The organism is Gracilibacillus kekensis, assembly GCF_900143085.1.
Lineage (GTDB): Bacteria > Bacillota > Bacilli > Bacillales > Amphibacillaceae > Gracilibacillus > Gracilibacillus kekensis.
In genome coordinates this window covers 224,749-240,189 of sequence record NZ_FRCZ01000005.1, presented here as the reverse complement: position 1 = coordinate 240,189, position 15,441 = coordinate 224,749, and the positions used below count along the sequence as shown (strand labels likewise).

Sequence of the window (15,441 nt, the reverse complement as noted above, 5' to 3'; positions counted from 1 at the left end):
TATTCATCACAATATGACGACATGACTATCGGCCACTAAAAAGAAAACGCTTACAAAAACAAACTAACTTATCACCACCAGTTTAGTATAAGTCGTTAGAGAGACATAAGTTGTTAAATCGTTTTAGCATGTCCCTAAAACAAGTATGAGTATAACATAAATAATTTGAATATAATGTCATATGTTGTAAGTATTGGCTTCTTTTTTCGTCTTTTTTTGGCGAAATTAAGAAGGACGCAGCTCTTAGCAGTTTAATATAATTAATAATAAGTATGTCTTTTTTATAAGTTCATTAATACCAAAATTCATTGAAAATTAATCTTATAATAGAAAGCAGTAAATTCTAAAATGGCTATATTAATGAGTGGATTTTGTTATAATATGGTAATAAATTGCGTGAAAAGGAAGGGATGAATTTGCTGCAAAGGATGAAAGATATTGGTTGGAAGAAATTACTGATTTATCTTGTTTTTAGTGTTGTTTGCATTGTCATAATAGGTTTTTCGATTGTATTTGGGGCATTATTATTATTAGATAGATTCGATACTCGTTACCAGGAAACAGAAGTAAATGAAACAATGGGAAAAAATCTTGTAGATGATCAGAATAGAAGTGATTTAATAAATTTTATTCCATAAAAAAACTTACTGGAACTAAGATGATTTCCCGTTTAGTAAAACAGAAAATCATCTGCTCCTTCACCATTTTTATTAAAGTGCTTACTGAGTAGTTGTACTATCTGTATCAGAAGAGGTGTCAATACCTAATTCTTCTTTTAATTGAAGTGTAGCGGTGCTTAAACCTTCATCAGTTGGTACGAAATAATAAATACCATTCAATCTTTGGTTAGAGCCCTCTATTTCATATTTGTTTATATCTGAAGAGTTCATCGATGAATAGGATCGTTGCAACTGATAGATTTCATTAGGACTTAGACTCGTAGAGATATTTTCTCCTAGAATACTAGATAATTCATCTACTTTAAAAAGTGTCCCGGCAGAAATTGCTTGATCAATCGCTGCTTGAATAAATTGTTGCTGCCTTTCTTCGCGGGAATAAATAGAATTTACTTCTCTTTTTCTCATACGTACGAAAGCAAGTGCTTCCTCACCATCTAATTTTGATACACCTTCTTCAAAATCAATTCGGTCATTCGTATAAAAATTCTTTTCCCAAAAGGGTTCTTTAATATCAACGGTTACGCCACCAAGCGCGTCTACAATCTTCCGGAATCCATCAAAGTTTACCGTCACGTATTCGTCAATTGGTATGTTTAATAACTCTTCTACTTTTTTCACGGTAAGCATGTTGCCGCCGTTTGTTTCACTATCCTTATAATTATAGATAGAACCGTACGTGTAAGCAGCATTTATTTTATGTGTGCCTGCATATTGTTGTGCTTCTTCCTGCGTGAATTCCATTCTGGTATCACGAGGGACAGTGGTCATCGACAATTGGTTTGTGTCTGGATTTAAAGTGACGACAATCTGTGTATCTGCGCGTCCATTCTCACCATCTGTTTCATAATCCTCTACACCTATTAGTAAAATGGATATTGGATCATCACCAATTGTTACGGTCTCTTCTCTTAATTCGGATTTTCCTTCAGGGCGCTCCAATTCATGATGAGACTCCTGAGCTGCGCCAAATACAGTGCTGAATAAATAGATAGCATACCCAATTACAATTGCTAAAATAATTAAAAATATCCAAAGAATTCTCTTTTTCCATGACTTCTTTTTTCGGTTTTTATTTCTTCTTAATTCTGTCAATTTAACTACCTCACTTAAATTAATGTCTACGAATATAGCAATTTACTAATAAATCAAGCGTTTTTAAGTATAAGCAAAATCAATTGCATTATCAACCTTATTATAAATCACCTATAATAATTTGACGAATTACAGAGAAAAAAGTTTCAAAAATTCATGAGGAAAATGATGGTATAACCATGATTGATCTTAGTAAATGGAATGAAATGTTGAATTAATTCTTTCAACCTTTCTTAGCTTTGGTTACTTATTTCTCCTATTTTAACGCCAGCCTATCGACAATATAACGGTTGGCCATGCAAGCAAACGGAATAAAAAATTAAGTTCTGGGACTTCGTGGTGAAGGATAATTCAGAATTGGCGAAAGCCTAATCGTTTAAACTTTATATTCTGTGCACAGCTCTTTGAAGGTTCGTAACTGTTTCATTAAAAAAAATTTTCCACAAACTCTTTCTTTTTCAATCACTGACGAAGTAATGTATGTGAACATGCAAAATAGTATAAAGATTTATTGAAGATATAGTTTTTTAAAAAATGTATACCTAGGTATACATTACAAAAAATGAATGGAATGATAAGATTTAAACAGTACCCCTAGCCATTAATCAATTCGTGGAGAAAGTATTAACTATTTAATCGTAATGCTCGTATTATTGATAGGTTAAAGCCTTTTGTTAATCAATTGGCAAGTTCACTATTTGTGAAGATACAGATATTCCAAAAAGTAAAGTGACTTTGTTTAATTGGTACATGTAAACTGATGAAAAGACATAATACATCCCGTAATACAAGGTTATTTTTTTATTCTCAAAAATCGCGAAGAAAGGATGAAGGATATAATTATGCTGCTGCAAACAAAACATTTAAGTATGATGGGATTAGGGGTCAAAAATCATAAAGATCTCGTTGACGGTATTCACATGCGTTGGTCGTTCAATCCAGAGCTTGGCTTTCCAAGATACGGGTTCCGATTGTATAAAGGTTACCCTAAAGAGAAAATGAAGGAGAGCATTCCAAACAGCTTTTTTCCGGTTTCCGAGGGGGAATGGGTTCGATATCATAATGCTGCTGACTTAACAATTAGAAAAAACAATCTCGTTATAAAGTACGAAGAAAGCGGGGGACTATCTTCGGAAGGAGTTCGCCTTAGTCGAGAAAAGCCAGTAGATATAATACTACCTGAAAAATCGAGTAAGGTTGCTTTATTTATTCACTGGTTCCCTAAAAAGTACATATTGCCAATCCCTATTGATGAACTGGACATGCCTGTAGTGGAACTTAACGAAAAGCTATTCCAACCACAATTAAATTTTAATAAACGACAGGTAGAAAAAGACGATCAAGATAGTGTAAACTTTCCTGAATATAAACTAGGAATAGACAAACGAATAAAAAAAACTCCCATCCGACCTAAACTGCCACAGATTAACAATCCCAACCAAGATATTCCAACAATAAAGATACCAGACCTAAAGATACCAGATATAAAGATTCCTGACATTCCAATAATACCTAAACTACCTGAGATAGAGCAAAATTTATCACTTGAAATCCATATAAATTCCGATACCGACACCGAGCAAATCAAGACAACCACACACCCATTAAAAAAAGGGCAAAATGTCGTCATGATTGATGCTTGTGACCTGCAACATATGGAAATTAAATTAAAAGGTTCTGAGCAATTAGAAGATCAGAGTAGGGTGTTACTTTCTCGAATAATTTGGTACCCCTTCAGTTCTGAGGAGAAATCACACCACTGGAAGAAAATTGGTCATTATTGTCTTCCCATTAAGCACCCTACATTTCCATGCACTACAAACAATAGTCAATCAGAGTGGCAAATTGCACAAAACCGCGTCAAACTGAAAGCGAATCGGCCAAGAAAATATGACAGAGTAACGTTTGAAAAAGAAATACGACCAGATTTAGAGGAAATCGTGAAGCAATTCCCGATACCACAGCAAAATGTGGTGAAAACATATCCAATTACGGAAAGTAGCACTTCCGCTACCCCTCCCAAACCGGTTGAGTTATCGCTTTTACAATCATCTTTGTTGTCAGCAATACAGCCAGAAATGGCGCAAATATTAGGATTGTATGGACTGGATGAAGATCCTTCAGATGATGAGTCAATCCACTATAAAATTGAGGGAATCTGGAATAAAGCCGGTGTTGGTGGTTACGAGAGTGATAAAGAAAAGTTAAAAGATATGTATCGGTTGGAACTGGATGGGCTGCCTAAACAACCGTCTTTCGCCTTCCGTAAAAATGGCTTTCATTTTGCATCAGACACTGCACTAGTACCAACCGAAATAGATGGTAATCATGCCATTCGTGTTCATGGTGGTATTGAAATTACCTGTCCACGCCCGATTGCAATGGTTCATTTTGATATCGATCCTCTTTTAAACAATATACCGCAAGTTATTATAGAAAAAGCGGATCATTCGATGATAAATCATGCCTACGATAAACAGCTGATTATGGAGGATTTTGACCAGGGGATCGTTAGTATAAATATATCCGGGGACTTTATTTTACACACTTGCCAATACACGGATATGAACTTCGGTTGGATTTCCCATGACTTACGTGTACAAACGGATCGTGATTTACCAAGACCGCAACAACTAGAAACACATGCATTGCCAGGAAAGGGGTACGTAGAAACGGAGTATGGTGAATTATTCAGCCGTGGAACGGTGGGGTTAAAATGGGATCCGCCCAGTTGTAGCGTTGAACATAAATCAGTCAATGCCGGTGATAATTTGCAATTGCTGACGGTCAAACTCGTGGAGGAAGATACACCAATCGTGTATAGGCTTCAGCGAGCATCTTTAGGTCAGAATGCAAACCGAACGCCAGATGATAGTGACTTCAAAGGAATTAATCATAATGAGCCAGTCCTGTTAACCAAAAAACAAAAAAAACCATGGGAATCATTGACCTACCCTGAATTATGGCCAACCCAAACGGAGGAAGAGCATGAGCAAGGCTGGGCGCCTTTATTTTATATTGATGCTGGTAATAAAGATAAGATAGGACAGTGGCTTTCATTTTTGGAAAATAATCACTGGTATGCATATCGTGCGTTAGGGATTGATTTGTTCGGAAGGATGTCTGAACCAAGCGAACCAGACAAGATTCAGGTGAAGGATGAGCTGCCACCACCACCTCCGATGCCAGTACAGGCCAAGTATTTACATCCAAAAGATGAGTGGCTTGAGCCAGAAGAAAAACAATGGATAAATAACGATAATCAAGGTGAACCGGGATTTCGTGTCAAGTGGCGTTGGTTACATACGATGCAAATGCAGGCACCGGATATGAAGCGCTTCAGGTTGTATTATAAACCAGGCAGATGGAATTTGCTGGAGGGTAAGCCACTTAACGTTACGGAGATTGACCGTGATTCTAGTGAAATAACGCTCCTGTTTGAACAACCAGACCTTGATGGATCAGTAGATTTGTTCAAAGGATTTTCATTAAGGCAAGGTGGTTATAATTTTAAAATTTTGTCCAATACCAGTTCTAATTCTGTTATGAACGAGGGACAGCAATGTACGGAGATTAGTTTTACTGTGCAACATTTGCAACTGCCACCGCAGGAGATGCCAGATGCTACTGAGGTTGTTCATATAAAGGTAGATGATTCCCTACCAATATACAAGGATGCCAAGCAAGCTTCTGTGTGGGTAGATAATGGGGGGTTAATATCAACTATATCAAAAACAGAGGGAACATCCAAACAAGCTGTGTCCGCAAATGGCGATATAAAGAAATGGCTTGAGTTCGAATGGTTTGTTAAAGAAACAGATTTCCCTGCTTCGATGAGGCTAACGCCAAATGCCCGAGAGCCAATTGTGCACGGATCGTTCGGTATTACTTCACTCGATGACGCTGGTAATGAGAGTTCTGTATGTCCGCCACTGTTGGTTACAGCTTTATTAAGGGATGAACCCCCGGCACCACTTGTGTCAGATGTACAGGAATTGTGGGCGTCATACCCTGATTATTACGGATGTTCCTATTTCAAACTCTCTTGGTCAGTTCCAACTGGGCACGAGCCGTATTTTCATCAAGTATTCCGTACAGTGGATGAGGTTCTGATAATGGTTGACAGGGATCAGCATCCACAAGGACATTTGTATGAAAATGGACGACTCGACATGAAGGCGGTACATGGCTTGTGGCAGGAAACAAGTGATGAGGAAGGAACCCATGCCTATCTAGTAAAACAGGATTTGGCATTATTGGATCAACAGATAAGCCAGTGGCATCAAGCACCAGAGGAAACACAGCAAATCATGCTAAAGAAACTAAAACAGGCTTATGCTGATATTCGCAATGATACGTGGCAATATATCGCATCTTTGGAAAATAACAAAAAAGCCTATTTGACAGTGACCTCCCCTTTAGATCCAATGAACAATAAGTACCATAATGGGAGTGGTGGCATGATGGTGAATGATGAAATTATTGGGAAAGGTCGGAATCAATATTTTTATCGTATTGCCACATTGGATCGTGCTGGCAATCGTGGAGCATGGAATAGTGCTACACCGCCTGTGAAAGTTCCCGATGTTATGCAACCGAAATCACCAGTTTGGACAAAAGTAACTGGTGGTCAGGGGAAAGCGTATCTCCGATGGCGACGTAATCGAGAGAAGGGAATGCTCCATTATGAGATTTATCGTACGAATCGAAAGATATCTATTTCAGATAGACAGCAGATGGGAACACCAATTGCCGTCATAAGCGCAGACGAACCAGGTGTACCTTTAAAGGCAAAAGTAATTCGAGATCAAATTTGGGTTGATGTAGTTTTTGCGCAGCCCGCTATTACAATACAGGAAGTGCGTGCCGTGCAATCAGCCAACGCACTGCCGTTTCCTTATTCGGTGACATTTGCTGGTTTTACTACTATGATTGCTAATTTAAGCATCGACAAAGCTAATGTGACTGTCATCTATAGAGATATGGCTGGACAAACTCAGCAAAGAAACGCAAGAGCATTTGGAAACAAAGTGCAGCTTCGGATAGTAGATAGTGATCTGCCACTACAAAAAGTCGAAGGGATATACCGAGAAGATGATCATCTGTATGCGGATAATCTATTTGCAGGGATCGTTTCAGGCCGTATCATATTACAGCTTGATAGCGAAGTGGACCACGATACTAAAAATGAGAGCACAACACATAAAGTAAGCAATGTTGCTGTTTCTACTAATCTATCAATTTTAAAGAATTGCAATATAGCTGTTGAATATTTGGATCTTCCGGGTACGGTACAAACGGTATCAAATGTTCCGCATGAACTGGAGTATTCAGACAGCATTCAACAATCAGGAACATATTATTACCAAATCGTTGCTGTAAGGCGAGCTATAATTGGTGAAAGTCCTAACGGTCAAGAAGAAACGTTGGAATTGGTCTCAGACCCAGCAAAACAAGTACAAGTACACGTGTTGAAGGAGGTGGAAGAATGGGATTGAAACAAATGAAGTCAAAAACATTTATTGCTAACAACTTCCAACAACTGAAAAAAGGGAACTTTTATCCAATGATTATGTCGCCAGATGATATCAGTGAAGTAACTTTAACTGGATTTGGATGGGATAATACTTATAATCTTTTCATCAATGGTTGGCAATTTAATATGGATTCTGCTTCTAATGCAGCACATTTGCAAACATTTTGTTCAGGAACATTATCCTATGAAGAAAAAAATGGTGTTTCTAAAGTGATTTTAAAATGCGTGGATTTAGCAGCTACACTCCGTATAAAAGAAACACAGCCTAATTGGTTGCCTATACCAAATTATGTCATATATGAATATGTGGACAAGATGTTTCTTACAGCAATGATCGAAAATTATCTACGTGTAAACCCAGAAATAATCAAACAACTAAATCAGTATTATTTTAATAATGAAGGACAGCAAATTTTTGAAACCCCGGAACAGGTGACAGAAAAATTCTTTCAGGGTATTATCTCGCTTCAGGTCAAAGGTGGTTTCTTGTTTGGTAGAGCAGCTCAACTACCTAGTGATTCATTAAAACGAATGGTCCATATAAAGATGCAAGACGAGCTTGGAAGTGATTTGTATTTGGATCCAGGATTCTATCACAAGCATTGGGCTTCGTACTTTGCAAATGATGGGCAAGACTTGGAACAGCATACTTTACGGGATAAACTAACCAGGTATTTTGCTGGACCAAAATCAAATGGTCAAGTGCGCTTTGTGAAAAAGTCAGGTGGAATTTCTGGAGATTTCAAGGATCCTTCCCGTCCGGCAAATACAATTACGGCAGCTGTTCAGGCTTGTGATCCGCATGATACAGTTCTAATTTTAGATACGAGTATTTATCAAGAAGGTAGTGAAATTGTCATTGCAAAACCGATATCGGTTACTTCTACTTCAAACACAGCATCTGCAATTACTGGATCATCAGGGAGTTTTCCTGTTGTAGACGGACAGTCACAGCACAGAGTTTTTCATATCGAAGTAGCTGTGGATGCGCAAACAAGTATTACTAGCCTAAGCCATATGGAAATAAAGGGAGGATTTATTGATCCTGCTGCAGACAATGAAGGTGGGGAGGCTCCACATTTAGGGGGCGGAGTCCTCATTCATGAGACAGACAAAACCTTTATAGGTAATTGTTTCATTCATAATAATCGAGTCAAGGGAGTTGGATTGGACCCAGATTCACTTGAATCCGTGTATTATAAAGAGCACACTGGCGAAAACGGCTTTGGTGGAGGAATTTGTACCTTTCACTCCTCTGCATATATTGGTGGTAATTTTATATTTCGGAATCATAGTACTCACCGGGGAGGTGGTTTGGCTATATTTGGTTATGGTTGGCCAGTTGTAGCAAATAACTTTGTTTCCGAAAATGCAGCAGATTTGGGGGGCAGAATGGATGGAGGCGGTATTGCAACTGAAATTGCCTTCCCCTCCATTTTCTCTGATTTTTGGTCAATTGTAGTAAATTATGCAGAATCTGATCAAGAAGGAACAAACATTGTAGAGGACCTCTGGAATAAGAATGATCTTGCTGAAGCCAAGATGAATAATATTGTTTTTATTAATAATGAGATAACCAAAAACGTGGCAAAAGAAGATGGTGGAGGTTTATATTTATCAGTCATGTCGAATGCATTATTTAAAAATAATGAAATATCTGAAAACGAAGCTGATAATGATGGTGGTGGCATTCGGGCTTCGATGGGGTCAGATCTATTGTGCATCAAAGATAATATTCATCACAATGTGTCCAATGCCATAAACTCACCTAGTAATGCTAGCGGAGGTGGAGGCATTTCAATCCGTAACATCAGTTTTGATCTTCGTGGCGTTCACGTTTATTTAAATACGGCTCGAGGTTGGGCTGGTGGTGGTGTGTTATGTATTTCCAGAGCGCCTGGCATGATTGGCTTCGGTCAATCTTATGCACCCGTTCTTGAGCATTTGTTTGGAGTAAATGAATACTATTGGGAACTAACACAAACAACTCAAATTGATGAAAATGAATCGACTTGGATACAAGGGCAAGCCAAAGATCACCGCAAAGGGGCTGGTGTCTACATGCTTCGTGTTGCTGAAACGAATCCTACAACTTCTAGACCTAATGGACTTCCAGTACAGACGTACATCGAGGATATGCGTTTAATTGTGAACAACAAACAAACAAATCCATTAAATGCAGTGTCAGCACCACAACCAACGGTAAATTTCAGAGAATTCTATTATGAAGATATGGTTCATCGCAAAAATAATCCGATCCATGATGGTAATAAGGGTCCATTTTTGAATGTCAACGCGTTTACCTATATTTCAAATTAAACAAAGGAGGTTTTGTGATGTCTGTAAAATCATTCATACCATTGCGTTTTGTAATTCCATGGCCTTATGATTTGTTTCCCGCAGTTAACGTCGAAAATGGAACATCTGTAATCGATATGATTGGTATAGAAGATTTTTCTTATACTAATGTAAACAAAGGCACTGAAATTTCTGTAGATGCTGTCGTCATGAAAGAATTGGCAGTGGGTTATTCAGGACTGGAAGGCTGGGAGCTTGTTTTTGGAAATGAAGATGGAATGACTCAAGTAAATGCAAAATTGACTTTCGGTGAACAGACAACACTTACTTTGGAACACTTTAATATTCGACTGAGGGTTCCTCCAGCTGTGCTTAAAAAGATGAAGCGAGTTAATGGGGATTTTGAAGAAGACAAAGACAGGCAAGGTCAGCTAAAACCGGCGGAAATTGAATTAGCTGATGTTAATATCACTCTATCCTTTGATCTTGAGGATGGGGTTCACTTTGATATCCATCCGAATGACAATCAATTTGATTTCGGACCTGTGATGATTGGAGATACGGGCGTTATTCTTGAAGCAGATAACCTCACCTTTAACTTTAGTGGGGAGGGTGATCGTCCAGAAGAAGCTCCTGCGGATTGGCGGGGAGTGTATATGAGTCAAGCACAAATCTACATACCAGAAGTCATGGATGGGGTTGTCATTGCAGAAGGTTTTGGGATTGGTAGTGGAGGTGTATACGGTCGTATTGAAGGGATGTGGCCACTGGTATATGACCCTAAAAAACCGGCTGGTCAGCACTTTTCTGGAGATTTTTCTGGAAAATTAATGGGGATGGAAGGTGGTATTTCTTCGATAGCATTCGAATTTGTCGAAACAATCCCAGTCGAAGCGGAAATGGAGGGATGTTTGCTGCTACCTTTTTTTGATGAACCAGTTGATGTCACCGTAAATGCAGGGGTAGACGGTGAATATATGGTAAGTCTCAAGGATACCGATGAAGATGGTTTATACCATTTTGAGAAGGAAGATGTCCTAGATGCAAAAATAACTTCACTTTCTTTTGGGCATGAAGATGACCTTTGGGTTGTCGCTTTGTCCGGCGATATACGACCACTAATTGGTGCAGACATGGATTGGCCGGCATTTGAAGTCGAGGAAATGACGATAGATTCAGAAGGTAATGTGCGTATTGACGGTGGCTGGCTCGATATTCCTGAAAAAGGAGCTTTTGATTTATACGGCTTTCAAGGAGAAGTGGCACAAGTTGGATTTGGTCAGGATGAAGATAGCTACGGATCTTACAAATGGATTGGAATGTCTGGAAATGTGAAATTGGTAGAGACCTTAGAAGTAGGTGGATCGGTAAAAGGACTTAAGTTGAAATGGTATGAAGACGGAACGATTGACTTTGAATTAAAAGGAGTGGGTGTAAGTCTGGAACTGCCAGGAATCCTTTCATTTGATGGAGAAGTCGCCTTTATGGATGACAATGGTGTCCGAGGTTTTAGTGGTTTTATCGCACTGAAGCTCCCTACTCTTGCTATGGAAATGGATGCAGGGCTAATTATCGGAAGAAAAGAAGCAGAACCAGCTTATAATTTTTATTATATAACGGTTGATTCTCAACTTTCCACAGGGCTCCCACTCGGTCCGACAGGTTTATCCTTATATGGATTAAGCGGGTTGTTTGCCTACCATATGGAGCCAGATAAACAAACTGATGAAGAATGGTATGATTGGTATAAACGTGATGTAACTGGTGTCACTCATACAGATAAATGGATCAATAAAAAAGAAGCCCTAGCTTTTGGAGCAGGAATGACTTTGGGAACAGCTTCAGACAGTGGTTATCTAGTTTCAGCGAAAACTTTATTTGCACTAATTTTACCGGGACCAATTGTATTAATCCAAGGGAAAGCCAACTTTATGGAAAACCGGCCATCCCATTCTGGAGGAGAGGAAGGTTCCTTTGAGGCGTTAGCGGTGATCGATAATCGTGCAGGTGAATTCCTTATGAATATGGACGCAGCGTATGAGTTGGATGAAGAGGGCAAGGTGCTCGATATCCATGCTGGAGTAGAAGCATTCTTTGACTATCATCAAGCAAATAATTGGCACTTATATTTAGGAGAAAGGGAACCAAGAGATAAACGGATTCATGCAGAGATTCTAAGTTTATTCTCTGCTGAAGCGTATTTTATGTTAGATCCAAATGCACTGGCATTTGGATATTGGCAAGGGTTTGATGAAAAATGGAAATTTGGGCCTGTGCGTGTAAAAGCTTCGGCCTGGTCGGAAGCACATTTAAAAGCGTCGGTAAACCCAAGTCAATTTTGGGGGAAGGCTGGACTTCACGGTGAACTAGACGTGAGTGTTTACGGGTTTGGATTTGGCTTTTATCTCGATGCAGATATTGAGGTGAATACTCCTGCCCCATTTTCCGTACTCGCCCATTTGGGATTTGGCATATCACTCCCATGGCCGTTGCCAGACTTCAATGTGGAGATTGATTTGGAGTGGAGTGACCCACAGCCATTGCCATTTCCACAGCCATTAAAAGAGATTGCGGCAGGTCATGAGCTGATCCAAAATCAATTGTTGCTGCCACAAGATGGATCAGTGACACCGGTAATTCCTGTAGACAGTAAACCAGTAATCACTTTTGAAAAACCAGTTTGTGATGATGCGGGAATTGTCACGCTCGATCCGCAACCACCGGATCCAGTCTGGCAGCAGGTGGAGTTTTATGCAGATAAACAGGAAAATCAGGAGAATTATGAGTTTAAGTATGTGTTATCCGATATTACCCTAGAAAATAAAACAAACAACAGTGTTGTACAGGAACTAAAAGGGGTGTGGCTACCAACGGAAAGTGAAAGTGGAAAACTGGCACCAACTAAACTAATGCTTTTTACAACCAATGCATTTGCCTATTCCCGTTATTCATCACGTGATGCACTTGATGCTATTGTAGAAAATCACCCAACTTTCCCTTGCCTACCGGAATATAAGAAAGAAAAGACGTGTATTACGTTTGGAAAGGCACACAATGCAAGAAGATTGCAGTCGTTCCAGTATGAAGGATTGCGATTTGAAATATTAGATGCAAATAGTTATCTTGCTACAGATCAACAGACAGTTCATTTATTAGGATATAAAAATTCAATGATCTGTCGCTTGCCAAAATTAACAGGATATATAGAGATGTCTTTCCAATTACAAGATACAGAGATGGTTATTTTCTTTTATAATAATAAAATGGAGGCTGTCGGTACACCTGTTCAATATTCACCACAGAACGGGCAAAGAATACTTTCGGTTTCTAAAGAAATCATGTTTGAAAACGTCAATACAAGCTTAAAAGATATGGACAATGTGCGCTATATTCGTTATCAACTCAATCCTCTTAAGCGGACGTATGAAAAAGGAGAACAACTGGATCCCGGTCTTAAGCTAGAAAAAATATGCTACATTACGTTCAATGAATACGAAAAAGAGGCAATGTATGACATGTACAATCAACGTCAATCAACAACTGACTGGAGTGGTGAAGGTCAATTATTAGAACCATACAGCGATTATAGTATTACAGTGAAAACAAAGGTTTTGCAAAGAGTCAATGGTGAAAATGAAACAGAAAAAACCTTTATGAATAATTATAAATTCCAAACAGAAGGACCGCCAGGATTTGCACCTAACCTTTCCAGTAACAACAAAAGCACAAATGAACAGGAGACGGAAGCATCGCAATCCCATCCATTGCAAACATTAAATCAATACGTTGAAACTACCATTCCTTTTCATGGACAAGTTCCGTATTACCGGGCCTATGATTTTAGAATCCAATTTAAAAAAGATACATATGTGCCATTAATGTATAGGATGGCTAAGCATGACTTAGCACAATATGTGTTTGATAGTAATGGACAGCCTGTACGGGATGAAGATGATCGTATTATTGCTTGGAACCGTGATTGGAATGAGACATCCGAAGTTGTATTGAGTGGTGAACAGCAAAAATTGCAGCAAGTTTTCGAGCAGGCATCCTGTATTCAGATTAATGATAAATCAGGGTCATCGATCTTGGAAAGTGGTATACAGAAGCGTATCCTACTGCCAAGTGAAAAATATATGGCAAAGATCAAGCCGATTCCTCTATTAGAAACGTTTGACAGCTTCGATTTTTCAGATTGGCGAGTAATAAATGAAGGTAATATGGAAGAACCAAGCGGGGATCATTGGAAGATAGCTGAAACACGGAGAGACGGCAAAAAAGTTCGTTACCTGCATCAAACGAGTAATATTCATACAAGTACAGACGGTAGCTATGACTTACCTGTTGCCCGTGGTACTTATTGTTTGTACGAAAAAGAGGATTGGAATGATCAACGAATTATTGTTCGAATGGCTGGTGCAGATAATGATGCAATTGGCGTTATGTTCGGATATAGGGACGACAGCAATTATTACCGTTTTTCTATGGACAGTGAACGAAAATACCGTCGTCTTATTCACATCAAGGACGGAATCCCAAATATTTTGGCTGAGGATAATGAATCGTTCGAAATGGGCAGGATCTACACGGTAACCATTACGGTGTTTGCAGGTGTCATACGAATTGACATAGATGATGAAAAAATAGTAGAAGTACAGGAGTACGATTTTTCAGGTGGGAAAGTTGCCCTTTATTGCTGGGGTAACGATGATGCACAATTTTATGAGGTCACGGTGGAGGAGTTAAGTGCCAAGACAGTTTCATTATATGACGTTCAGTTTATTACCTCCAAGTTTATTAATTTTTTTCATCATTTTCATTCATTCAATGGCGTCGTCGAAGAGATAAAATTACCATCGAAAGGAGATTTGGCTGCAAATAAGTTCCAAAATATTTGGCCAGAACCATTACATCTACCCAAACGGGTGACAATCGATGTGGTTAAAGAGCAAGAAAAACGTGTTGGATTTTTATTAAGAAGTCCAGAGCCGGTTGAATGGGAACGAGTCGAAATGAATGCTACAAAGCACGACTTTGTAATGGATCTAGGAATACCGGGAAATATTAAGATCATAGATTTCAATTATAAGGCTGATGAATATGCATATAAAATGAACTTAGACCTATTTGTGAGGGAAACAGTCAATACTGCGGGATGGCAGGTGGAAATGGCAGAAGAAACTATAGTTCGTAAAGAATTACTGTCTAAATATGTGAAGCATAGCAAAAAGCTAAACTGGGAAACGATCCATTCCTTCACAACTCAACAATATAACGAAGGTGAAACGATAAGAATTACAAATAAAGGTAAAAACAAGGAGGAAAAGGGTGAAGTCAGGAAGGAAAAGAGTAAGCTTAAGGAGAGAATTTTGGATCGTTTGAAAGAGAGTGGTGATAGGGAGGAAGAGCTCAATGATAGATTACTTCGTTTTCGAGTGATGGATGCTGACCGACGAATTGTCCACGAGAGAAGCTTTATGGTGAGGTTAACTAAAAATAAAATGGAGGGGATTATTGCTATAAATCCAAATCTAGTAAAAATGGATATCATTCCTTCCGCAGATGGTACTGCAGCTTTTCTTCTTCCAGAAGAAGTGTCTAAAATACAACAAGGAGACGGCTTGCAGCTCGATTTTCGGTTCAATCGTAAACAACACGGGTTACCAACATATAAACAATGGGGGTCTACTGAAACAGAAGAAGTCACTTTGCATTTTAACTATTGAACAAGCTTATAGTATCTTTTATAAGGGATGGAAAATTCCAATTTTGTTTCCAATAAAAGAAATTACCCAATAGTATCATAGATTCTTTATTCAATCTTCTTGAATTTGC

The 15,441-nt window shown here is 38.7% G+C and carries 5 protein-coding genes; 4 read left to right on the top strand and 1 reads right to left on the bottom strand.

The features are described 5' to 3' along the window. Positions 1-416 precede the first annotated feature (416 nt). Positions 417-638, top strand: a complete 222-nt coding sequence (locus BUC25_RS13450) for a hypothetical protein (RefSeq protein ID WP_073202398.1) — start codon at positions 417-419, stop codon at positions 636-638. A gap of 81 nt (positions 639-719) precedes the next feature. On the opposite strand, the gene BUC25_RS13445 is transcribed toward BUC25_RS13450, so the two are convergent. After that, complete coding sequence (locus BUC25_RS13445) at positions 720-1,772, bottom strand: LCP family protein (protein WP_073202397.1); 1,053 nt, start codon at positions 1,770-1,772, stop codon at positions 720-722. 842 nt (positions 1,773-2,614) lie between these two features. Between BUC25_RS13445 and BUC25_RS13440 the strand changes: the two genes are divergently transcribed. From BUC25_RS13440 to BUC25_RS13430, 3 genes are read left to right on the top strand one after another with little or no spacing between them, the layout of a single operon-like run. Then, positions 2,615-7,270: a hypothetical protein gene (locus tag BUC25_RS13440; protein WP_073202396.1), complete on the top strand. Its 4,656-nt coding sequence runs from the start codon at positions 2,615-2,617 to the stop codon at positions 7,268-7,270. Next, the gene (locus BUC25_RS13435) at positions 7,261-9,627 is read left to right on the top strand and encodes a right-handed parallel beta-helix repeat-containing protein (RefSeq protein WP_073202395.1); all 2,367 of its coding nucleotides are present in this window, start codon (positions 7,261-7,263) and stop codon (positions 9,625-9,627) included. The genes BUC25_RS13440 and BUC25_RS13435 overlap by 10 nt, the downstream gene beginning before the upstream one ends. A 17-nt stretch (positions 9,628-9,644) precedes the next feature. Beyond that, a complete protein-coding gene (locus BUC25_RS13430) occupies positions 9,645-15,332 on the top strand; it encodes a hypothetical protein (protein ID WP_073202394.1) in 5,688 nt (1,895 codons plus the stop codon). The last annotated feature ends 109 nt before the right edge of the window (positions 15,333-15,441 follow it).